At 64.9% G+C, this 22,890-nt stretch carries 21 protein-coding genes; 2 read left to right on the top strand and 19 right to left on the bottom strand.

Going from position 1 to position 22,890, the window contains the following annotated elements:
- Positions 1 to 577 precede the first annotated feature (577 nt).
- Positions 578 to 1,852 carry a tyrosine--tRNA ligase gene (gene tyrS / locus CH285_RS16970; RefSeq protein ID WP_032370346.1) on the bottom strand — a complete coding sequence of 425 codons (1,275 nt, stop codon included), beginning with the start codon at positions 1,850 to 1,852 and terminating at the stop codon, positions 578 to 580.
- A 38-nt stretch (positions 1,853 to 1,890) separates the two neighbouring features.
- On the bottom strand, positions 1,891 to 2,544 hold the full coding sequence (locus CH285_RS16965) for a DNA-3-methyladenine glycosylase (protein ID WP_032391054.1): 654 nt from the start codon (positions 2,542 to 2,544) through the stop codon (positions 1,891 to 1,893).
- Between the two features lie 37 nt (positions 2,545 to 2,581).
- Here CH285_RS16965 and CH285_RS16960 point away from each other — a divergent pair, with 37 nt between their 5' ends.
- Together CH285_RS16960 and CH285_RS16955 are read left to right on the top strand one after the other, a co-directional pair.
- Positions 2,582 to 3,349, top strand: a complete 768-nt coding sequence (locus tag CH285_RS16960; protein ID WP_255032477.1) for an ABC transporter ATP-binding protein — start codon at positions 2,582 to 2,584, stop codon at positions 3,347 to 3,349.
- Positions 3,346 to 4,101, top strand: a complete 756-nt coding sequence (locus CH285_RS16955; RefSeq protein ID WP_027497227.1) for an ABC transporter permease — start codon at positions 3,346 to 3,348, stop codon at positions 4,099 to 4,101. Before CH285_RS16960 ends, CH285_RS16955 begins: the two co-directional genes overlap by 4 nt.
- Before the next feature lie 10 nt (positions 4,102 to 4,111).
- On the opposite strand, the gene CH285_RS16950 is transcribed toward CH285_RS16955, so the two are convergent.
- The 17 genes from CH285_RS16950 to infC form a co-directional block, all read right to left on the bottom strand.
- Positions 4,112 to 4,318, bottom strand: a complete 207-nt coding sequence (locus CH285_RS16950; RefSeq protein WP_027497228.1) for a Trm112 family protein — start codon at positions 4,316 to 4,318, stop codon at positions 4,112 to 4,114.
- A 104-nt stretch (positions 4,319 to 4,422) separates the two neighbouring features.
- The gene (locus CH285_RS16945; RefSeq protein ID WP_032365532.1) at positions 4,423 to 7,440 is read right to left on the bottom strand and encodes an AMP-binding protein; all 3,018 of its coding nucleotides are present in this window, start codon (positions 7,438 to 7,440) and stop codon (positions 4,423 to 4,425) included.
- Positions 7,441 to 7,541: 101 nt separating this feature from the next.
- On the bottom strand, positions 7,542 to 8,990 hold the full coding sequence (gene argH, locus CH285_RS16940; protein ID WP_027497230.1) for an argininosuccinate lyase: 1,449 nt from the start codon (positions 8,988 to 8,990) through the stop codon (positions 7,542 to 7,544).
- Positions 8,987 to 10,186 (bottom strand): argininosuccinate synthase, encoded by a 1,200-nt coding sequence (locus CH285_RS16935; protein WP_032370344.1) that lies wholly within the window; start codon positions 10,184 to 10,186, stop codon positions 8,987 to 8,989. The genes argH and CH285_RS16935 overlap by 4 nt, the downstream gene beginning before the upstream one ends.
- Before the next feature lie 52 nt (positions 10,187 to 10,238).
- Entirely contained in the window at positions 10,239 to 10,754 is a 516-nt protein-coding gene (locus CH285_RS16930) for an arginine repressor (RefSeq protein WP_032365512.1), read from the bottom strand.
- Positions 10,751 to 11,686 (bottom strand): ornithine carbamoyltransferase, encoded by a 936-nt coding sequence (argF, locus tag CH285_RS16925; protein WP_032365513.1) that lies wholly within the window; start codon positions 11,684 to 11,686, stop codon positions 10,751 to 10,753. The genes CH285_RS16930 and argF overlap by 4 nt, the downstream gene beginning before the upstream one ends.
- A complete protein-coding gene (locus tag CH285_RS16920) occupies positions 11,683 to 12,888 on the bottom strand; it encodes an acetylornithine transaminase (protein ID WP_032370343.1) in 1,206 nt (401 codons plus the stop codon). Before CH285_RS16920 ends, argF begins: the two co-directional genes overlap by 4 nt.
- Positions 12,885 to 13,799 (bottom strand): acetylglutamate kinase, encoded by a 915-nt coding sequence (gene argB, locus CH285_RS16915; protein ID WP_027497235.1) that lies wholly within the window; start codon positions 13,797 to 13,799, stop codon positions 12,885 to 12,887. Before argB ends, CH285_RS16920 begins: the two co-directional genes overlap by 4 nt.
- Entirely contained in the window at positions 13,796 to 15,034 is a 1,239-nt protein-coding gene (gene argJ / locus CH285_RS16910; protein ID WP_052068822.1) for a bifunctional glutamate N-acetyltransferase/amino-acid acetyltransferase ArgJ, read from the bottom strand. Before argJ ends, argB begins: the two co-directional genes overlap by 4 nt.
- Positions 15,031 to 16,086: an N-acetyl-gamma-glutamyl-phosphate reductase gene (argC, locus tag CH285_RS16905; RefSeq protein ID WP_027497237.1), complete on the bottom strand. Its 1,056-nt coding sequence runs from the start codon at positions 16,084 to 16,086 to the stop codon at positions 15,031 to 15,033. The genes argJ and argC overlap by 4 nt, the downstream gene beginning before the upstream one ends.
- Positions 16,087 to 16,138: 52 nt before the next feature.
- A complete protein-coding gene (locus CH285_RS16900) occupies positions 16,139 to 16,693 on the bottom strand; it encodes a hypothetical protein (protein ID WP_032370342.1) in 555 nt (184 codons plus the stop codon).
- Positions 16,694 to 16,762: 69 nt separating this feature from the next.
- Positions 16,763 to 19,249 (bottom strand): phenylalanine--tRNA ligase subunit beta, encoded by a 2,487-nt coding sequence (gene pheT, locus CH285_RS16895; RefSeq protein WP_094644638.1) that lies wholly within the window; start codon positions 19,247 to 19,249, stop codon positions 16,763 to 16,765.
- Between the two features lie 55 nt (positions 19,250 to 19,304).
- On the bottom strand, positions 19,305 to 20,372 hold the full coding sequence (gene pheS, locus CH285_RS16890; RefSeq protein WP_027497240.1) for a phenylalanine--tRNA ligase subunit alpha: 1,068 nt from the start codon (positions 20,370 to 20,372) through the stop codon (positions 19,305 to 19,307).
- A 70-nt stretch (positions 20,373 to 20,442) separates the two neighbouring features.
- Complete coding sequence (locus CH285_RS16885) at positions 20,443 to 21,249, bottom strand: TrmH family RNA methyltransferase (protein ID WP_027497241.1); 807 nt, start codon at positions 21,247 to 21,249, stop codon at positions 20,443 to 20,445.
- Positions 21,250 to 21,287: 38 nt separating this feature from the next.
- Positions 21,288 to 21,677 carry a 50S ribosomal protein L20 gene (gene rplT / locus CH285_RS16880; protein WP_008715924.1) on the bottom strand — a complete coding sequence of 130 codons (390 nt, stop codon included), beginning with the start codon at positions 21,675 to 21,677 and terminating at the stop codon, positions 21,288 to 21,290.
- Between the two features lie 86 nt (positions 21,678 to 21,763).
- Entirely contained in the window at positions 21,764 to 21,958 is a 195-nt protein-coding gene (gene rpmI, locus CH285_RS16875) for a 50S ribosomal protein L35 (protein ID WP_008715923.1), read from the bottom strand.
- 116 nt (positions 21,959 to 22,074) lie between these two features.
- Positions 22,075 to 22,815 (bottom strand): translation initiation factor IF-3, encoded by a 741-nt coding sequence (gene infC, locus CH285_RS16870; RefSeq protein ID WP_045841242.1) that lies wholly within the window; start codon positions 22,813 to 22,815, stop codon positions 22,075 to 22,077.
- Between the last annotated feature and the right edge of the window lie 75 nt (positions 22,816 to 22,890).

Genomic DNA, 22,890 nt, shown 5'->3' with positions numbered 1-22,890 from the left:
AACTCTCCGTAAAAGACCTGCGAAACAACAGTCCCGAAAGACCGTGAATCAGTCAAAGACATCAAGTCAAATCACTAGCAAAAAAACTCAACTAGCATTTTCAAAACAACACCCGACAACAACCACCACAAGCGGGCAGCTGATACATCGAATGCTTTCACCAAATAAAATTCGGCACTGACATTCATCGACACACTGTTGAGTTCTCAAAGAACACGCACACACCATCCACGTCCGAGATGATCTCGTCGGTGTCCGGGGCAACCGTTCCAGCTTAGATCGGATGTTCAGGCTCAGTCAAACTGGCCTTCGATCCGCGGTTAAGACACAACCGAAGTAGTATCCGAACCAGATTGTGTAGAGCGCGTCCGCTTCGCTCAGGCCTTGCGGTCTGGGCTGGCGTCCGTGTCGCTCTGACTTGGACAAAGTTACGCCCCGGATAACAACGCGTCAAATCCCCAGGTCGTTCGGACACAATCGGTGTGAACAGCCTGGTCGCGCTCGATGGATTGCCCCTCGAGCGGATGTCCAAACCAAATTACATCAATGTGACTCCGGCCACTGGCCGATCCTGGATTCAGCGAGCCACGCGTGCTCCCGCAAAGTTCCGCTTCCCGCGCCGGACCACCAACCATTGTCCGTGCAAGAGGTCGTCGCTCGACGGTGTCCAGTTCTCGTCGGCGATCTTGACGTTGTTCACCGCTGCCCCGCCCTCTTTGACCGCCCGTCGCGCAGCACCCTTGCTCTCGCTCAACCCTGTCGCGACAAGGAGGTCGACGATCGTGTTCGGAGCACCCACCTCGATGTCGGCCACAGATGCCTCGTGCAACGCCGCTGCCAGAGTGCTCTCGTCGAGGTCGGTGAGCTCGGCCCGCCCGAACAGTGCTTGGCTGGCGAGTTCGACCGAGCGAGTCGCCTCTTCGCCGTGAACCAGAGTCGTCATCTCTGCTGCCAGTCGCTTCTGAGCTTCTCGCGCGTGCGGTCGCTCCTCGGTTGCTGTCTCCAATTCGGCCAGTTCGTCCTGGGACAGGAAGGTGAACCAGCGCAGGTACTTGACCACATCGGCGTCACCGGTGTTCACGAAGTACTGGTACCAGGCGTACGGGCTGGTCATCTCGGGGTCCAACCAGAGACTGCCACCACCTGTGGACTTACCGAACTTCTTGCCGTCCGACGACGTGACCAGGGGAACGGTCAGCGCGTGAACCTGTTCGGCGTCCTGCCGACGGTTCAGTTCCACGCCGGCGATGATGTTGCCCCACTGATCCGAGCCACCGATCTGCAGACTGCAGCCGTACTCCCGGCGCAGCTGGACGTAGTCGTTGGCCTGCAACAGCATGTAGCTGAACTCGGTGTACGACATGCCGTCGCCCTCGAGCCGAGTCTTGACCGTCTCCCGCGCGAGCATGACGTTGATCGAGAAGTGTTTGCCGACGTCTCGGAGGAAGTCGATGGTGGACAACTCCCCCGTCCAGGACAGGTTGTTGACCACGACGCCACCGGTAGGGCCGTCGTCCAGGTCTACGAACCGTTCGAGCTGCCCCCGGATACGCGACGCCCACTCGGTGACCACCTCACGGGAGTTCATGGTCCGCTCCCCCACATCGCGAGGATCACCGATCAGTCCGGTTGCGCCGCCCGCCAGAATGATCGGCCGATGCCCGGCCCGCTGGAACCGCTTCAAGGCGAGCAGCGGAACGAGGTGGCCGGCGTGGAGCGAGGGTCCGGTCGGGTCGAAACCGGAGTACAACGTGATCGGCCCGTCCGCGGTGGCCTTCTTCAGTGCTTCCACGTCGGTGGACTGCGCGATCAGTCCGCGCCAGGTCAATTCGTCGATGATGTTCTCGCTCACGACGTCGATCTTCCCGCATGCACTTGCCGCCGCCTCGTTCAGCCCTCACGCAAGCCGGGCTGGGGAGCGCGGGGACTGCGCCGGTAGTTCGACACTGCAGGCGAGGCCGGTAGCCAGAAACGCCACGGTCTGTCTGCTGCCACGCTCACACCCACGCGTGGGCCGACTTTCAACGCCTCGTCGCCCAGCGGATGTTCGAGCAGCTCGAGGGTGATCGGTGACGACGCGTCGAACAGATCGGTCCCGTTGTCGGCAAGTCCCACTCCGAGTGCTCGTCCGAGATTGCCGGGCCCTCGAGCCCACCCGGCCTCGACCCGCGCTGTTCGCGACTTTCCGCCACCGCGCCTGCCGTCGACGAGGTCGTGACCTGCAACTACCTGACCGGCTCGAAGCAGGACGGCAGCAGCCGTCCCGTCCGGCCCGCAACTGACGTTCATGCACAGGTGCATGCCGTAACTCAGGTAGACGTACAGCCGACCCGCCGGACCGAACATCACGGCATTTCGGGGTGTCGGACCACGGAAAGAATGCGCAGCGGGATCGGGCCACGGACCGTCGACCGGACCGCCGTATGCCTCGACCTCCACGATGCGTACCGACACCGCGCCTGCATGGACGGTGGCCCCGAGGATACGTCGGGCTGCGTCGTCCGGCTCTCCCATTTCCAAGTCAGCAGCGTTCACCCGTCCCATGATGCTGAACCCTTGACCTCGAGGCATCGACGGGGTTATGACTGCATCGATCGATGAGAGGCTGGAGGCCGACATGGCGTTCACCGGGCAACATGCCGTCGAGATCACAGGGTTGACGGTTCGCCGCGGCAACCGAACGGTGCTGCACAATCTGTCCCTGACGATTCCGCGGGCTGCCATCACCGGCCTCCTCGGCCCATCGGGCTGCGGAAAGACCACGTTGATGCGCGCCATCGTCGGCACGCAGATCGTTGCCGGCGGAACCGTGACAGTGCTCGGATGCCCAGCCGGCTCCACCTCCCTGCGCCGCACCGTCGGGTACGTGACGCAGGCACCGAGCGTGTACCGAGACCTCACCGTTCGCGAGAACGTGCAGTACTTCGGGTCGCTCTACGGTCGCCGCCACTCCGAGGTGGCGTCCGCCATCGCGGCTGTCGGACTCACCGACCATGCGGCGTCGCGGGCGGGTGAGCTCTCCGGTGGCCAACTGAGCCGGGTCTCCCTGGCCAGCGCGCTGGTCGCCGAACCCGAACTCATCGTCCTCGACGAGCCGACGGTCGGGTTGGATCCCGTCCTTCGCTCGGAACTGTGGTCACGATTCGCCGCAATCGCAGCGGTAGGTACGACAGTGCTGGTCTCGAGCCACGTGATGGAGGAGGCAGAACACTGCAGCCAGCTCGTACTGATGCGCGACGGTGCCGTCCTGGACCGATCGAGCCCCGAAGCGCTACTGGCGCGGACGAAGGAAACGAACCTCGACCGCGCATTCCTCTCGCTCATCAGATCCACGGAACAGACATCGTGAACGCACGAATCTACGCAGCGGGTACGGGTCGAATCCTGCGCCAGCTCAGAGCCGATCACCGATCGGTGGCCATGGTCCTGCTCGTGCCGTCTCTACTGATTGTGTTGCTGTATTTCCTGTACCGAGACGTCCCGGCTCCGCCGAACCAACAATCGTCGTTCGATCGAATTGCGATCACGATGCTCGGCATTCTGCCGTTCGTCGTCATGTTTCTGCTCACGTCGATCTCGATGCAGCGTGAACGCAGCACGGGAACACTCGAACGCCTGCTGACCACACCGATGTCCAAGATGGACCTGCTTGCGAGTTACGGCTCGGCGTTCTCGCTCGCCGCTGTAGGGCAGGCGCTGCTCGCGTGCGCACTCGCATTCGGATTGCTCGGGCTCGACATCGAAGGCTCGATCGGGTGGGTTCTGGTGATCGCGGTACTCGGGGCGATGCTCGGAGTGGCGATCGGGCTGTTGTGCAGCGCTTTCGCACGTACCGAATTTCAAGCGGTCCAGTTCATGCCGGTCGTCGTGATCCCGCAGCTCTTCCTCTGCGGGCTCCTGGTGGCCCGCGATCAGATGCCGAGTTGGCTCGGTGCAGTCAGCAACCTTCTGCCGCTGAGCTACCTGGTGGACGCCCTGCAGGAGATATCCGTCCACCCCGATGCAACCAAGCGCATGGGGGCCGACATCGCCGTGGTCGTGATGTTCACCGTGGCAGCGCTGACCGGTGCGGCAGCGACATTGCGTCGGCGGACACCATGAACGAGGTGGTCTAGGACGTGGCGCGCGCCAGAATCGACTCGTGCTCGGCGTCGTCGACATCGCGCGCATCGTCGGCGAGCAACACCGGAATGCCGTTCTCTATCGGATATGCGCGACGCAGTCGCGGGTTGTAGAGCAATTCGTCCTCGACGAGCAGGAGCGGGCCCTTGTCCACAGGGCACGCGAGGATGGAGAGCAGTGTCGAGTCGATTGCCACAGGTGTCCTTCTGTCTGCTCCGACCGAGTCGGAGTGATGGTCTTCGTTCACGCTACCGAACGCCGATTGTTTCCGTCGTCGGGGCCGCCGGCCGTTCCTTCATGTCAGGAAGACTTCTCGGCGGTGGCCTGACGTCCCACGAAGCGTTCTGCCACAACAGCTTTCGTCAGTCGTCGGTAGCTGTTCGACTCCGGATCGTAGTACCACGATCGTGCGCTCGGAGTAGGAATTCCTGCCTGTTTCAATGCAGACGCGTTGGGTCGATAGGCGCGACCGACCGGGATGTCGGACACAACGTGGACGATCGCCGGGCGCTCGTCCGGAAGCAGGACTCCCAGGGCATCGGTGAGAGCGCGAGCGGTGATCACCGCTTCCGGCTGCAGGGAGACAGCACACACGGCAACCTCGGTGGCCGACGCTTCCATGCGGATCGACCGTGGCCCGTCGACGGCAACACGAACCCCGTAGACCACGGCCGAACCGACCTGATCGAGATCGCCGACGGCGTCGACGATCGGCTGGGTGTACACCGGACCCCGCGCCGAGCGAACAACGGTGTCCTTACGATCGATGAGCCAGTAATCGCCGTCCGAATCACGCCGGAACAGGTTCTCGGTGGGTATCCACGCGTCGGTGGGCTCGAAGACCCCACGCATGACATGGCTGGTCGCTTCACCGTCACCACTCGGGCGGCCCAGGAGCAGCCCGATCTCGTCGTCGCGGCACTGCCGCACGAATCCGTCGTCGTCCTCTTCGAGTCGGCCGGTGATCGGGTCGTACGCCGCCAGAGCCACTCGCGCACTGCCGGGCAGAGGGCGTCCCTTCGAGCCGATCTTCGTCCCGGCGACATTGGCAAGAATGACGTCGTTCTCGGTGGAGGCATAGAACTCGAGCACTCGCGCCGGGGTGAACTTCGCCAGGGTGCGACGCCACAATCCCACCGGCATACCGGAGCCGATGAACAGCCGAACCGGGTGACCGGTGTCGACCGGGAAGCGCCCGTCGTCGACGATCTGCTGCATCATCGTCCAGGTGTAGCTGACGACAGTGACGCCGTAGCGGTACACCTCTTCCCTGAAGCGCTCGGGATCGAGACCACGGGAGAGCGCGATCCTCGATCCGCCGGCAAGCGCGCCGCCGATGGTCACGAGTATGCCCGCCGAATGATGGAGCGGTGCAAGGCAATACACAGTATCGCCGGGACCGAGAGCAGCCGTCGTCGCGGTACCGAATGCGGACAGTGCCCAGCGATGGTTGGTGATGTATCGCGGTTCGAGACCACGGTCGGTGGTGGTGAACAGAATCATCGCCAGTTCGCGAGCGCGACCGGGATCCGGCTCGAACCAGGCCGGTAGCCGGACGGCGTCGGGGTCGATGGCTTCGAGGTCTATCACTTCGTAGCCGTCCGGAACATCGAGCCGCCGCGTCTCGCCGCCGCCGAGCACCAGCACGTTGGGCGCGACCGGAACGGCCGCCGCGGCATTCTCCGGATCGGCGATCACAGTGTCGACGTCCACGGTGCGTAACGCGGCAGTGAGGTCGCTACCCGGCTGCAGCAACACCGGAACAGCGCCGATGCGCGACAGAGCCGCGATGGCGGCGAGGGCACTCGGCCTGGTCTCCATCAGCACACCGATGCGCGATGCAGGCCGTACACCGACACTGATCAGACCTCGAACCACGTTGTCGATACGCACGTTGACGGCGTCGTAGGTGTGCACTCGGTCGTCGAAGAGGAAGCACTCGCCGAGCGGGGACTTTCTGCCCTGCTCAGCGATCAAGCGGCCCAACGAGACCCGACTGTGCGGCTGCATCTGCCCCAGCCGCGCCAGCCGCGGAAGGGTGCGCACGGCCTCGGTCGAGATCTCACGAGTGCCGCGAACGGCACCGGTCGCGGCCGAGGCCAGTCCGCGTCCTACACCGACTCCCACTTCGGCGATGGAGGCAGCGGTATGAATCAGCCTGTTGGTGATCGACACTCCGCTGTCGCTGTCCGAGTGCTCTTCGTGTTCCATGACGCGCACGGCCTCGGGCTTCGGTCCGAGGTTCTCGCGCCACCGAATCCAGTTTCCAGTGGTCGGCCATGTCTGCGCAGCTGCCGTGCTACCCACCACGAGACCGAAATGTCCTGCACGCAAGGTTGTTTCGAATACCTGAGCACGCGGTGCGGCACGCCGGATTCCGCGCACCGCCAACGGCTGTCCGATGTCGTCGACCTCGCCGACGAACGCCAAGACCGGCACCGTCAACTCGGCAAGCGTCAACAACCTGTCCTTGATGACGAAGCCGCCGGTCATCATGCGGTTGTGCACGACGAACTGCCTGAGCAACTCGGCCACGGCGGGCCCGGACCACGCCACCCAGCCGTCCATCGCCAGGAAGCGGCGCTGCGGCTCCCGAGGCAACAGCGCTTCCCGATCGTGCAACTGTCGCAGGAAATCCAAGCGAGACCGCACGGTCTTCGCCGGGTCGAGCAGCTGAAATCCCGTCCGCGCCATCCACCCCGACACGGCCAAGCGCGTGAATACATGGTCGGCGAGAAACTCTGCGCCCCGAGTAGCGACACCGGCCGGGATACCCAACGGCAAGCCGGCCAAGGTGTCGACCGGAGCCCCGAACGTGATGAGGCTGGCCAGGTTTCGTCCACCTCGATAGGCGGCAGCTTGGTAGCAGAACATGCCGCCCTGCGAATACCCGCCGAGGTGAACGTCGCGGCCGGTGTGCTCGTGCACCTTGTCCACGACCTCGCTGATGGCGACGACGTGATCGGCCAGAGTACGGCTCCACCCGCCCTCTTCGGTATCGGGCGAACCGAAATCGACCACCCACGGGTCCATGCCCATGCCGTGCAGAATGCCGGCCGCACCTTGATCGGTGGTGACGTCGTACACGTCCGCGGAGACCATCATCGGCGGAATCAGCACCACCGGAGGACTGTCCACGGGAACGTCGTCGGGGAAGTAACGCCGCAACCGATACATCGGCTCGCGGTCCATCACCCGGAAAGGCGACGGATCGACCTCGGTCTCGAGACCACCCAGCCGGATGACCTCGAGGCCGTTCTGGGCCGTTGCGATAGCACGCCGCAGTGGACCACGTACCGCGTCTGCATTCAGTCCCACAAATACACTCCTGCGTTCGGCCCCGACGGAACGACCGACATCGGTCTTCGCGTGACGAAAGCTTCTCACATCACACTCGTGGAATACGGCGAGGATGTCGACTAGTGCCGCAACACCGGCACCTCGGCCCACGCGCGCAACGTCGACGCAGTCGCCCGCACACCACCGAGCTGGTGCGCCACCTGAACCGCCGCGGTGCCGCCGCGAGCATCACGCGAGGAAATGGAACCCTCCACGGTGAGCACCTCGCGCACCGCCGGAGTGAGCGCCGGATCGATCGACGCGAGCTCGTCGTCGGTCAGATCCACCAGCCCGACGCCCCGCGCTTCCGCCGCGCGCACGCAGGCTCCCGCTGCCTCGTGAGCTACCCGGAACGCAATCCCTTGCCGCACCATCCATTCGGCGATGTCGGTGGCGAGCGTGAACCCGGCCGGCGCGAGTTCGGCCATGCGATCGGTGTGGAACTCCAATGTCGCCGTCAAACCGGTGAGTGCCGGGAGCAGCAACTCGAGCTGAGCCACCGAATCGAAGACCGGCTCCTTGTCTTCCTGAAGATCCCGGTTGTACGCCAAGGGTTGTGCCTTGAGGGTGGCCAACAGGCCGGTCAGATTTCCGATCAGGCGGCCCGTCTTGCCACGAGTCAACTCCGCGACGTCGGGATTCTTCTTCTGCGGCATGATCGAGCTGCCCGTCGACCATGCATCTGCGAGAGTCACGTAACCGTATTCGGGTGTGCTCCACGAGATGACCTCCTCGGCGAACCGAGACAGGTCCACCGCTGTCATCGCCAGGACGAACGCGGCTTCCGCCGCGAAATCACGCGAGGACGTGGCGTCGATCGAGTTCTCGGCGGACGAATCGAACCCGAGTTCGGCGGCGATCTTCTCGGGGCTCAGACCGAGCGAGGAGCCGGCCAGAGCGCCGGAACCGTAGGGCGACACTGCCGCTCGCCTGTCGAAGTCCGCGAACCGCTGGACATCACGCAGCAGCGGATGGGTATGTGCGAGCAGATGATGCGCCAACAACACCGGCTGCGCCGCCTGCGAATGAGTCTTGCCGGGCATGACCGCGGTGGGGTGAGCCGCAGCCTGAGTTGCCAATGCGTCCACGACGTCGAGAACACCGACCGCCACCCGACGGACGGCGTCGCGCAACCACATCCGGAACAGGGTCGCGACCTGATCGTTGCGTGAGCGGCCGGCGCGCAGGCGACCACCCACCTCGGGTCCGACCCGGTCGATCAAACCGCGTTCGAGGGCGCCGTGCACGTCCTCGTCCGACTCGGCCGCGACGAACTCACCGGACGCCACGTCGTCGGCCAGCCGCTGCAAACCGTCGAGCATGGTCTCGAGGTCCTGCGGGGTCAGCAGTCCGGCACCGTTCAGAACCCGAGCGTGCGCCATGGACGCACGGATGTCGTAGGGCGCGAGAACCCAGTCGAAGTGTGTCGATTTGCTCAGGGCAGCCATGGCAGCCGCCGGGCCGGAGGCGAAGCGCCCGCCCCACAGCGAGCCTTCGTTGGTTCCGTGTGCGTTGCTCGAAGTGGTCACAGGCCCAGGTCCCGCTTCGCTGCGATCTTGGAGGAGAGCCCGTGCAGCTGCACGAATCCCTTGGCCGCCGACTGGTCGAACGTGTCGCCCTCGTCGTAGGTAGCGAGGTTGAAGTCGTACAAAGACTCCCCGCTGCGACGGCCGTTGACGATGATTCCGCCCGCGTGCAGCACCAAGCGGATGTCGCCCGAGACGTGTTCCTGCGTGTGCTGAACGAACGTGTCGAGTGCACCCTTGAGCGGCGAGTACCACAGGCCGTCGTAGACCAGCTCGGCCCACTTCTGGTCGGTATGACGCTTGTAGCGGCCGAGTTCGCGCTCGAGGGTCACGTGCTCGAGTTCTTCGTGCGCACGGATCAGGACCATCGCACCGGGAGCCTCGTAGATTTCACGGCTCTTGATGCCGACGAGCCGATCCTCGACGACGTCCAATCGGCCGACACCCTGAGCGCCCGCACGGGTGTTGAGTTCTTGGATCGCACCGAGCACCGACACCGGACGGCCGTCGATGGCGACCGGGCGACCCTTGTCGAACGTGAGTATCAGTTCGTCGGGTGCCTGGAAGTTGACCGTCGGATCCTCGGTGTAGTCGTACACATCCTTCGTCGGCGCGTTCCACAGATCTTCCAGGAAGCCGGTCTCCACTGCTCGTCCCCACACGTTCTGGTCGATGGAGAACGGTGACTTGGTGGTGACGTTGATCGGAATGTCGTTCTCCTCGGCGAACGCGATCGCCTTCTCCCGGGTCCACGCGTAATCGCGTACCGGTGCCAGCACTTCGAGCTCCGGAGCGAGCGTGTTGAAACCGACCTCGAACCGGACCTGATCGTTGCCCTTGCCCGTGCATCCGTGGGCGACGACGGTTCCGCCGTGCGCACGTGCGTTCTCCACCAGATGCTTGACGATCAGCGGGCGGCTGATGGCCGAAACCAACGGATACCGATCCATGTACAGCGCGTTGGATTGCACCGTCGGCAGGCAGTACTCGTCGGCGAACTCGTCCCTGGCGTCGACGACGACCGATTCGACTGCGCCGCAGTCCAATGCGCGCTGGCGGACGACATTCATGTCCTCACCGCCCTGGCCGAGGTCGATGGCAACAGCGACGACCTCCTTGCCGGTCTCCCGTCCGATCCAGCTGATGGCGACAGAGGTGTCGAGTCCGCCGGAGTAGGCGAGGATGACGCGTTCGGCCATGGTGATGACGCTCCTTCGTGGTTCGTGTGGTGCAGTGCGGAGTGACCGGATCTCAGTTTCCGCGTCGAGCGAGCTTTTCTATCTTGTCGGCGATCTCGCCGCCGGTGGTCGGTTCACGGGCGATGAGCAGGATCGTGTCGTCCCCGGCGATCGTTCCCACGACTTCCGGCAATGCAGCACGATCGAGGGCGCTGGCCAGGTAATGCGCAGCTCCGGGCGGTGTCCGCAGAACTGCCTGGTTTCCGCTGTGATCGGTGGACACCAACAGCTCCCCCAACAGCCGCAGGAGACGGTCGGTTCCGCCCGACACCCCGCGCACCGGGCTGCCGTCCTCGGGGACCACGTACACCCCGACGCCGCCGTCAGGAGCGCGCAACTTCACCGCACCCAACTCTTCGAGGTCACGCGACAGCGTCGCCTGGGTGGTGTCGATCCCCTCGGCGGCGAGCAACGACGCCAGCTGCGGTTGACTGCGCACCTGATGCGTGGCCAGCAACGCGATGATCCGCGCCTGTCTGCCCGCGCGGGTCGACGCGGTCAGCGGAACCGCAGTGACGTCGTCACTCACGGTCGCCGAGCCTGCTCGAGGAGCCAGACCAGCAGTGCTTTCTGCGCGTGCAGACGGTTCTCGGCCTCGTCCCAGACGACACTGTGCGGACCGTCGAGCACCTCGTCGGTGATTTCCTCGCCGCGGTGGGCAGGAAGGCAATGCAGCACGACCGCATCGGATTTCGCCTTCGACAGCAGCTCGGAGTCGATGCGGTAGGGCCGGAACGGAGCGACTCGATCGAGTCCGTCGTTCTCCTGACCCATCGATGTCCAGGTATCGGTGACGAGAGCGTCGGCACCGTCGGCGGCCTCGTCGGGGTCTTCGGTCACCGTGATGGACGCTCCGGTCTCCTCGGCGCGCGCACGTGCGGCATCGAGGACGTAACCGAGTGGTGCGAATTCCTTCGGAGCGGCGATCCTGACATCGAGTCCCGCGGTCACTCCGCCGATGAGAAGCGAATGTGCCATGTTGTTGGCACCGTCGCCGAAGTACGCCAGCGTCCTCCCGGTCAGGTTTCCCTTGTGCTCGATCAGCGTCTGCAGATCGGCGAGGACCTGGCAGGGATGGAATTCGTTGGACAGCGCATTGACGATAGGAATCGTTGCACCCGTTGCCATCTGCTCCAGTCGCTTCTGGCCGAACGTACGCCAGACGACCGCCTCGACGTAGCGGGACAGCACGCGGCCGGTGTCCTGCAGAGTCTCCTCGCGTCCCAGTTGAGTGTCGCTTCCGGTGACCACAACGGCGTGGCCGCCCAACTGCGCAATGCCCAACTCGAACGAGAACCGAGTTCTGGTGGAATTCTTCTCGAAGATCACACCGACGCCCTTCGGCCCCTCGAGCGGCCGCTTGGAGAACGGAGCCCGCTTGATCTCGGCCGCGAGCGCCAGGATTTCTCCCTGCTGCTGCGGGGTGATGTCGTCGTCGCGAAGGAAGTGCTGAACGGTCATGGCTGGTGTGCCTCCTGTGCTGCGTCGAGAATTGCCGGTAGTGCCGAGACGAACGACGCGGCCTGCTCTTCGGTGATGATCAGCGGCGGTGCGAGCCGCAATACGTCTGGTTGCGCTGCATTGATCAGGAAGCCTGCGTCACGGGCCGCCGCCTCGGCCGCAGGCGCAACTGCGGCCGTGAGCACCACTCCGAGCAGAAGCCCGGAGCCCCGAACATGGCTGACGAGAGGGTGTTCGAGAGCCTCGATGGAATGAGCGATGGTCTTGCCGAGACTGTCGGCGTGCGAAACGAGGTCGTCGGCGGCAATGGTCCGCAACACAGCCAACGCAGCAGCGGCGCAGACCGGGTTGCCGCCGAAGGTGGTGCCGTGCTTGCCCGGATACAACAACTCCCCCGCCGCCCCGATACCGATGCAGGCTCCGATGGGCAGACCCCCGCCCAGTCCTTTGGCCAAGGTGATCACGTCGGGCACGATGCCGACCGACTGGTGGGCGTAGAACCAGCCCGTGCGGCCGATACCGGTCTGCACCTCGTCGAGGACCAACAGCGCGCCGTGCTTCGCCGTGATCTCACGTGCGGCAACGAGATACCCGTCGGGAGGAACGACCACGCCGCCCTCCCCCATGATGGGTTCGAGAAACACTGCGGCGGTGTCGGAATCGACGGCTGCCTCGAGCGCGGCGATGTCTCCGTAGGGCACGTGCTGGACACCGGCAGGCATGGGTTCGAACGGAATTCGCTTGTCGGCTTGTCCGGTGAGCGCCAGTGCACCCATCGTCCGTCCGTGAAAGGCCTTCTCGGCGGCAATGATGTGGGGACGACCGGTCAGACGCGCGATCTTGAACGCCGCCTCGTTGGCCTCGGTACCCGAGTTGCAGAAGAACACTCGTCCCGTCGCACCCGCACCCAGATGTGCGAGCAATTGCTCGGCCAGTTCGATACCCGGTTCCGTCGCATACAGATTCGACGTATGACCCAGAGTGGAGAGCTGAGCAGTGACCGCCTCGATCACCGCAGGATGAGCGTGGCCCAGGATATTGACGGCGATACCGGCCAGCAGGTCGAGGTACTGCTTGCCGTCGGCGTCGGTCACCACAGCGCCTTCGCCTCGGACGAGCGCTACGCGCGGCACACCGTAGTTGTCCATCAGCGACGTGGACCACCGCTGCTGTAGATCGACCGTGGACTGCGTGCCGGTCATGACGTGACTCCTGACGTAGACGAGTGATCGGGGGTGACCATGGTGCCGATCCCCTCTCCGGTGAACAGCTCCACCAGAACCGAATGTTCGACGCGACCGTCGATGACGTGCGCCGACGGCACACCGGCACGAACGGCCCGCAGGCACGCTTCCATCTTCGGAACCATTCCCGCATCGAGCGTGGGCAGCAATGCGTCGAGTTCCGACGCGTCGATTCGAGAGGTCAGGGAACTGCGATCGGGCCACGCCGTGTAGAGACCCTCGACATCGGTGAGCACGACCAACTTCTCTGCCCCGATCGCACTGGCGAGAGCAGCAGCAGCGGTATCGGCGTTGATGTTGTGCACCACGCCGTCACTGTCGGGTGCGATGGTGGAGACCACCGGAATGCGGCCTGCGGCAATCAGATCGAAGATCGCCTTCGGATCTACCGAGGTGACGTCGCCCACCAGACCGATATCGGTATCGACGCCGTCGACCAGGACCGAACGACGCGTCGCGGTGAACAGGTGTGCGTCCTCCCCCGAGATTCCGACGGCATACGGCCCGTGACTGTTGATCAAGCCGACGAGTTCACGGCCGACCTGCCCGAACAGCACCATCCGAACGATGTCCATGACTTCCGGTGTGGTGACCCGAAATCCGCCGCGGAACTCACCCGTCAGGCCCAGCCTGGTGAGCATGGCCGAAATCTGCGGGCCTCCGCCGTGCACGACGACGGGGTGAATTCCGACGGTGCGTAGAAACACCATGTCGGCGGCGAACGCTCGTTTGAGATCGTCGTCGATCATGGCGTTCCCGCCGTACTTCACCACGACGATCTTGCCCGAGAAGCGCTGGAGCCAGGGCAGCGCCTCGGCGAGCGTGAACGCCTTCTGCGCTGCCGTCAATTGCGTTGCAGCAGCAGTCATGACGAGTACGCCGAGTTCTCTTCGACGTAGGCGTGGGAGAGATCCGTCGTTCTGATCGTGGCCGTACCGGACCCGAGTCCGAGGTCGATGGTCACGGCGATATCGACTACCGACAGGTCGACCTCGCGCGCACCCGGAGCGCCGACGCCGTCGATGCACACCGGATTGCCGTTGAACGACACAGCAATCCGATCCGGATCGAGTTCGATCGGAGCAATACCGATCGCCGCGAGTACACGGCCCCAGTTGGGGTCCGAACCGAATAGGGCCGTCTTGGTGAGACTGTCCCTGGCGACCGTCCTCGCACCGACGAGAGCCTCGTCCTCGGATACTGCACCGGAGACGGTGATCTTCACTCGCTTCGTGACGCCCTCGGCATCGGCCATCATCTGATCGGCGAGGTCGTCGCATACCGCCAGAACAGCAGCGTCGAGGTCCTCCTGCGACGGGCTCACACCGCTCGCCCCGGAGGAGAGCAGCAGTACCGTGTCGTTCGTGGAGGATGCGCCGTCGACGTCGAGTCGGTCGTAGGACAACCGGGTGGCCGCACGAAGCGCGGTGTCGAGCTGCTCCGCGGTCGCGACGGCGTCGGTGGTGATGACACTGAGCATCGTGGCCAGCGAGGGTGCGAGCATGCCCGCGCCCTTGGCCATGCCACCGACATTCCACTTGTCTGCGTGATGAATCGCGGCCTGCTTCGGAACGGTATCGGTGGTCATGATCGCGTAAGCGGCATCGGTGCCACCGGAGATACCGCCGGCCAGTTCGTGCACCACCTCGGTCACCCCCGGCAACAGCTTGTCCATCGGCAACCGATCGCCGATGAGACCTGTCGAGCACACGGCAACCTCGATGGCCCCTGTTTCCGAACCCCAGTTGCTCAACACGGATGCGACCTCCTCGGCCGTCCGATGCGCGTCCTGGAAACCGGGTGCACCGGTACAAGCGTTGGCACCGCCCGAGTTCAACACCACCGCGCGAAGCCGACCGGTGGTGAGCACCTGCTGCGACCACAGCACCGGCGCGGCCTTGACCTTGTTGCGGGTGAAGACGCCCGCTGCCGTGAAGTCCGGGCCCTCGTTGAACACCAGAGCCAGATCGGACCTGCCACTTGCCTTGATACCCGCGGGAATCCCGGCCGCACGGAATCCGGCGGGAGACGTCACGCCCTGGGAACGCACGAGCTTCCCCGCGATCGAGGCGACCGTATCCGTCTCGCTCTTCAGGCCGGTCATGGAGCAACTCCTACGGTAGAGAGACCGTCGGTCTCGTCGATTCCCAACGCCAGATTCATCGATTGCACTGCTGCACCGGCTGTTCCCTTGGCCAGGTTGTCGATGGCCGCGATGACCACCAGCAAGCCGGCGTCTGCATCGACGGACACACTCATCTGCACGGCGTTCGATCCGATGACCGAACCGGTCTGCGGCAGCCGCCCGGCCGGAAGAACATGAACGAAAGGCTCTGCGGCATAGGCCTTCTCGTACACCTCGACGGCCTGAGCCTCGGTAGCGGTGGTCACGGCCGTACAGGTGGCCAGAATGCCACGCGGCATCGGCGCGAGTACCGGAGTGAACGACACCGACACGTCGGTACCGGCCACAGCCGACAGGTTCTGCACGATCTCGGGAGTGTGCCGGTGCGCGCCTGCTACCGCGTATGCGCGAACCGAGCCCATCACCTCGGAGCCCAGCAGGTCGGCCTTGGGTGCCCGGCCCGCACCGGACGTGCCGGTGACCGCAACGATGTTGACCCGTGGCTCGATGATTCCGGCGGCAACTGCCGGGGCCAGGGCTAGGCTCGACACCGTCGGATAGCACCCGGGCACGGCGATACGCGTGGCCCCGACCAGGAGCTCGCGGTGCCCCGGTAGCTCCGGGAGCCCGTACGGCCAAGTCCCCGCATGCGGGGACTTGTAGTACTTCTCCCAGGCTGCCGAGTCGTTGAGGCGGAAATCGGCACCGCAGTCGATGATCACCACGGATTCGGGCAACTGGAGCGCGAGTTCGGCGGATTTACCGTGCGGCAACCCGAGGAAGATCACGTCGTGTCCGGCAAGTTCGTCGACCGTCGTGGGGCCGAGCACACGGTCGGCAAGCGGCAACAGGTGGGGATGGAACTCACCCAGTGTCGCGCCTGCATTGCCACCCGCAGTCAGCGCTCCGATGACCAACGAGCCGTCGCGAACAGCTGGGTGGCCGAGCAGCAGGCGAAGGATCTCACCACCGGCGTAGCCACTGGCACCCGCCACCGCGATGCGCTTCGGCGTTGCCTCCGAAATAGTCATGCGGTTTATTATGCAGCATCATGCAAGCTCATTCATCGGCGGGCCAGAAGCGCTAGCTGCTACCCATCGATCTACGAATTTCGTCGAGCTTCTTTCGGCCGGCTTCCTGCCGATCGTTCCACTGTTTGTCCAGGTCCCGACCGGCTCTCGATTCCCGGTCCAGCTCCTCCGCCCCGACAGCCGTACCCGAGCGATGCTCCACCTTCTCTCGCACCCCATCCCAGGTCGGCACCCCGGAGTCGGTGAACTCGCCCGTAGTCGCACCGCCGACATAACCCCCACCCGGGCCGACGGGAAGGTCGTCGACCAATTCCGCATCGATGACGCCCGGCACCGTTCCGCCCAACGGAGCTCTCGGTGGTGGATCGCCGAGCGGCTGGTCGATACGAGGTTTCGTCACCTGCGGAACATCCACATCGGGAACGGTTCCCGGCGGGACGCCGCGATCCGGACCGGCGGGCTCGGGTTCCGCCGTCCCCAACTCGGCCGCCAGAGCGGATGCCGCCGCTGCCACCGGAGCCAACCGAGGTCGGCCGGCCACCGCCGCGAGAACCTCGTTCAACACCTGCAGATCCGAGGCCGTGGCCTGCGTGTCGGATTCACTCATCGGCTGCTCCCGTCGTCGTGCCCGTCATGACACCACGCTACGCACAACACCGGCCGCGCCGTCGACGGTTCAGCTACGCAGCTGGGCACCGACCGCTGTGGATGCCGCCGCCACGGCTGCGTCGCGAGCCGCCGTCGCCTGATCCTCGGTCAGGGTTCCGTCCGAACCGCGGAACCGGAGGGCGAACGCCAACGACTTACGCCCCTCGCCGACCTGCTCACCCTCGTAGACGTCGAACAGTCGGATGGACTCGAGCAGTTCTCCACCGCCGATCGTCAGCGCAGCCTCGACGGAGGCCGCGGGCACAGACGCGTCGACCACGACGGCGACGTCCTGCAACACGGCCGGGTATGGGGATACTTCGGGGGCCGGAAGCGATTCGACGACGGGCAGAGCGCTCAAACTCAGCTCCACCGCACACGTACGCGGCGGCAAACCGGCTCGCTCGAGCACAGCCGGATGCAGTTCACCTGCGTGCCCGACGACCTCACCGTCGAGAAGAACCTCGGCGCACCGGCCCGGATGCCAGGGAAGGTGGTGTGCTGCACGAAGATCGACGTGCACGCCGGACGCCGCGGCAACCGTGCGCACAGCGGCGAACGCGTCTGCAGCCTCGGCTGCTCGGCCCGGTCCCCAGGGCCCGGACGGCTCACGCTGACCGGCGAGCACCACGCCCACGTGTACCGGCTGTGCGGGGAGAGACCCACGGAGCATCGCGATCTGATCGTCGGTCGGTCGCCGATCGACCGGCAACGCGTCCACTGCAGCGGTCGCGTCGTGCCGGAGAACGACCTGGGCGATTCCGAACAACGACACGTCCCGCTGACCGCGCGCGATGTTCCTGTTCAGCATTTCGAGCAGACCGGGAAGCACGGTCGTCGCAAGATCGGGGCGGTCGGCCTCGAGCGGGTTCAACACCGACGTCGTCGCCCGGCGCGGGTCGTCCGCGTCGAGGCCCCACGTGTCGAAGATTCCCTTGGGCAGGAACACCGGCGGAAGAACTTCGACATAGCCGGCGAACGCAAGGGCCTTGCCGACTGCCCGCCGACGCTTCTGCTCGGCGGTGAGGCCGCGCCCACCGGGAGCGGACGGCAGAATCGACGGGATCTTCTCGAGCCCTTCGAGCCGCAGCACCTCTTCGACCAGATCGGCGCGCTGCACCAAGTCGGGTCGCCACGAGGGAGGATCGACGACCAGTTGTCCGTGGCCGCCACCGTCGACATCCACCTCGACGGTGCATCCGATCTGAGCGAGCCGTCGAGCAGCGGTCCCGTCGGGGTACTGCACACCCGCGATCCGATCGGGCAGGTCGAAGTCCATCGTCACCGACGGGAACCGGGCAGCCTCGCCGATGTCGGTCAGCACCGGTTCGATACGTCCACCGGCGATCTCGACGAGCAACTGTGCGGCCCGATCGAGCGCCGCAACCGGGAGCGCCGAATCCACAGTCCGCTCGAAACGCTTGCTCGCCTCGCTCGACAGCTTGTGGCGACGGCCGGTTCGGAACACCGCGAGCGGATCGAACGATGCTGCTTCGAGAACGACATCGCTGGTCGAGTCGTCGACCTCGGTGGACGCCCCGCCCATGACGCCGGCCAACGAGATGGCTCCCGTTCCGTCGGCGATGACCACGTCTTCCGCATCGAGCGACCGCTCGACGCCGTCGAGCGTCGTGAGCGTCTCCCCCGCATTCGCGCGCCGCACGACGAGATGACCGTCGAGCTTGCTTGCGTCGAAAGCATGCAACGGCTGTCCGAGTTCGTGGAGCACGTAGTTGGTCACGTCCACGGCCGCCGAGATCGGTCGCACCCCGGCCAGCAGCAGTCTCCGCTGCATCCACCAGGGAGTGACGGCAGCGGGATCGATACCCACGACCTTGCGCAGAGCGAACCGAGAAGTACCGGACTCAGGCTCGACCGTCACGGGCCAGGCGTCACCGGTGACCTCGGTGGGCATCGTGCGCGCCGGATCCACATACGGAAGATCGAAGCTGCACGCCAACTCACGGGCCAGGCCGCGCACCGAGAAGGCGTACCCGCGATCCGGTGTCACGTTCAGCTCGATCACCGAATCATCGAGACCCAGAACGACTTTGGCATCGTCGCCGGGCTGCGCAGTCCCTTCCGGTAACACCAGGATGCCGGAGTGGTCCCGGCCGAGACCGAGCTCGAGCGTCGAGCAGATCATCCCGTTGGAGTTGCGGCCGTACGTCTTGCGCGACGCGATGGCGAACCCGCCGGGCAGAACGCTGCCGGGCAGCGCCGCGACGATCAGGTCCCCCTCGGCGAAATTGCGTGCACCGCAGACGATCTCCTGCGGCTCGTCGGCCCCCACGTTCACGAGGCAGAACCGAATGGGCTTCTTGAATTCGGTCAGTTCCTCGATCGACTCGACCCGACCCACCACGAGGGGCCCCGTCACGTTGTCCAACGAGACCAGCTCCTCGACCTCGAAACCGACGCGTACGAAACCCGCGTCGAGCTCGTCGGGCGAGACGGACCAGTCGGGAGTACCCGCGTGCAGGACCTCGGTCAACCAGGAATGTGGGACTCGCACGTGTGCTCAGCTCTTTCTTGTATCCGAGATGAAGTGGGGCTGGAGAGTGGCGGCGTCAGGCCTGAACACCGAAGGGCAGAGTGAACCTGATATCCCCCTCGACGATGTCCCGCATGTCCGGGATGTCGTTGCGGAACTGCAGAGTTCGCTCGAGACCCATGCCGAACGCGAAACCGGTGTACACCTCCGGGTCGATGCCGCTGGCCTGCAACACCTTCGGGTTGACCATTCCGCAGCCACCCCATTCGACCCAACCGGCTCCACCCTTCTTCTTCGGGAACCACACATCGACCTCGGCGGAGGGCTCGGTGAACGGAAAGTAGTTGGGCCGCATCCGAGTACGCGTATCGCTGCCGAACAGAGCCTGCGCGAACGCGTCCAACGTTCCGCGCAGATGCGCCATCGTCAAGCCCTTGTCGATCGCGAGCCCCTCGACCTGGTGGAAGACCGGAGTGTGCGTCGTATCGAGCTCGTCGGTACGGAACGTTCGGCCAGGGCAGACGACGTAGATCGGTACGTCGCGGGAGAGCATCGACCGCACCTGCACCGGCGACGTGTGTGTACGCAGTACCTGCCGCGAGCCCTCCGGCGCGATGTGGAACGTGTCCTGCATCGTGCGAGCCGGGTGATCGGGCAGGAAGTTCAACGCGTCGAAGTTGAAGTGCTCGGTTTCCACCTCGGGGCCTTCTTCGACCTCCCAGCCCATACCGACGAAGACATCGGCGACCTGCTCCGAGATGATCGTGATGGGATGGCGCGCTCCGACGGGTGCCCGGTCGGTCGGCAACGTCACGTCGATCGTCTCGGCCACGAGAATCGCTGCATCGCGCTCCGCCGACAGCACTGCGCGGCGCTCGTCGAAGGACTTCTGCACCCGGTCTCGTGCCACCTTGACGCGCTTGCCCGCGTCCGCCTTCTGGTCACCGGGTAGAGCTCCGAGGGCGCGCTGAGCCAACGCCAGTGGCGCCTTTCCACCCACGTGATCAATTTTGACCTTCGTGAGCGCATCGAGGTCCGACGCGTCGGCGAACGCCTGCTCGGCCGAGTCCACCGCAGCGTCGAGTGCGGACTCTTCGAGAACGCTCGGATCTACCGGCTCGGGCCCGGACTCTTTCTTCGCCACGACAGATGCACTCCTCGAATAATGGTCGGTCTGCACGAAGCAGAGTGGTAACGATCCTAGGCGACCGTATTCACGGGTTCGCCGACCGTCGTCGAACACGGGCGCTCGCGTAGAGGCACAGTGCCGCGGCGGTCGCCAGGTTCAGACTCTCCGCCCGACCGTGGATGGGAATTCTGATCCGGTGATCGGCAGCTTGGGCAACGGGGAGGGACAAACCGTGGGCCTCGTTGCCGAACAACCACGCAGTCGGCTGCTGGAGCAGCTCGTCTGCGTCGTCCAAGTCGACTTCGCCGTCGGCGGCAGTCGCCACGACCGTCAGGCCGGCACGGCGCAGTGCGTCGATACCGTCTTCGATCGAGCGCTCCCGCGCAATGGGAAGATGGAAGACGCTGCCGGCCGAGGCCCGCACGCATTTGCCGTTGTGCGGGTCGACGGAGTCGCCGAGCAGGACCACCGAATCGGCCCCGGCGGCATCGGCAACACGAATGATCGTGCCGGCATTACCCGGCTCGGCCATTTGCACCGGAACGGCCACCAGCCGCGGTGTTCCTGCCAACGCACGGTCGATCGGGACGTCGACCAACTCGGTGACTGCGATCAGACCCTGCGGGGTGACGGTGTCCGACAATGCCTTCGCGGCACGATCGGTGATCGGAAACACCCGTGCGCCACCGGCCTCGATGGAGGCGATGAGGCTCTCGTGTCGGTCGAGGGCATCCGCGGTGAAGAACAGCTCGCGGACCGAACCGAACCGCGCAGCCTCGGACACAGCGTTGAAGCCCTCGGCAAGGAACAGTCCCGTCTTCTTGCGCTCTGCAGCGCGAGCGAGCTTGACGGCCGAAACGACCCGCGGAGTTCGCTCGGTCAGCGAATCCACGGGTCGTTTCGGAGTTGAATCGTCGTGCGGCGACTCGCTCAGGCTGCTTCTCCAGCAGGAGCGTTGACATCGGCAGGCAATGCAGCCTTGGCGATGGCGACCAAGCCGGCGAATGCCTCGGCATCGGACACAGCGAGCTCGGCGAGGATCTTGCGGTCCACCTCGACGCCCGCGGCCTTCAGGCCCTGGACGAAGCGGTTGTAGGTGATGTCGTTGGCCCGCGCTGCAGCGTTGATACGCGTGATCCACAGCTTGCGGAAGTCACCCTTGCGCGCGCGGCGGTCCCGGTACGCGTAGGTGAGCGAGTGGAGCTGCTGCTCCTTGGCCTTGGTGTACAGACGTGAGCGCTGTCCGCGGTAGCCCTTGGACGCTTCGAGAATCGAACGGCGCTTCTTCTGGGCGTTGACGGCCCTTTTTACGCGTGCCACTGGTGAATCCTGTCGATCTGGGGGCGTGTGAAACCCCGAATGGTAATGGGATGAAGCCGACCGAAATCAGTCGGCGGCGAGCCGGATCAGATGCCGAGCAGGCGCTTGATCCGAGGCACGTCGGCCTTCTTGACAACGGCGACACCATCGAGGCGACGAGTCACCTTGGTGGGCTTGTGCTCGAGCAGGTGGCGACGGCCGGCCTTCTGGCGCAGGATCTTGCCGCTGCCGGACACCTTGAATCGCTTCTTGGCACCACTGTGCGTCTTCTGCTTGGGCATGAAATCCTCTGTTCTGTATTAGCTCTTCGGTGGTGCATGGCACAGCCACGCAGCGCCTCGGAACGGACTGCGCACCGAGGCGGGTGCGGGACTGTCTTACTGGTAGAGCGCGAAGCTCAGTTGGTCTGAGCCGGAGTAGCCGGAGCTGCTGCGGCCGGTGCCTCGGCAGCCGGAGCTGCTGCGGCGGGCTGTTCCGGCGCGGGGGCCGGTGCGCGTTGCGCAGGCGGCGCGGCAGCGCTTTCCTGAGCCTTCACGCGAGTCTTGGCACCCTTGTGCGGAGCCAGGACCATGGTCATGTTGCGGCCGTCCTGCTTGGCCGACGTTTCCACGAAACCGAGTTCCGCGACGTCGGCACCCAGGCGCTGCAACAAACGGAAACCCAGCTCGGGGCGCGACTGCTCGCGACCACGGAACATGATGGTGACCTTGACCTTCGAGCCGGCTTCGAGGAAGCGAACCACGTTGCGCTTCTTGGTCTCGTAGTCGTGCGCGTCGATCTTGGGGCGGAGCTTCTGCTCCTTGATGACGGTGAGCGTCTGGTTCTTGCGCGATTCGCGCGCCTTCTGCGCAGCCTCGTACTTGAACTTCCCGTAGTCCATGATCTTGCAGACCGGCGGACGTGCGTCGGGAGCTACTTCGACAAGATCGAGGTCGGCTTCGAGAGCCAAGCGGAGTGCATCTTCAACACGCACGATCCCCACCTGTTCACCGCCTGGTCCGACAAGACGGACCTCGGGAACTCGGATGCGATCGTTGATGCGGGTCTCAGTGCTGATGGGGCCTCCTAGGTAGTGCGGTGTGGTGTGTAACCCGACCGCCTGCCACTTACACAGCCCGTCGCCCTCGAACCTCGACATCACGCTCGGCGAACCAACACCGAAAACGAAAAAACCCTGCAGCCGGTCTGTACCGACAGCAGGGCCCGATGTCGA

Origin of the sequence: Rhodococcus sp. 05-2256-B1 (genome assembly GCF_002258465.1) — a bacterium.
GTDB lineage: Bacteria > Actinomycetota > Actinomycetes > Mycobacteriales > Mycobacteriaceae > Rhodococcoides > Rhodococcoides fascians.
Note: the sequence above shows the minus strand (reverse complement) of the source record. Positions and strands in the feature narration are given on the sequence as shown.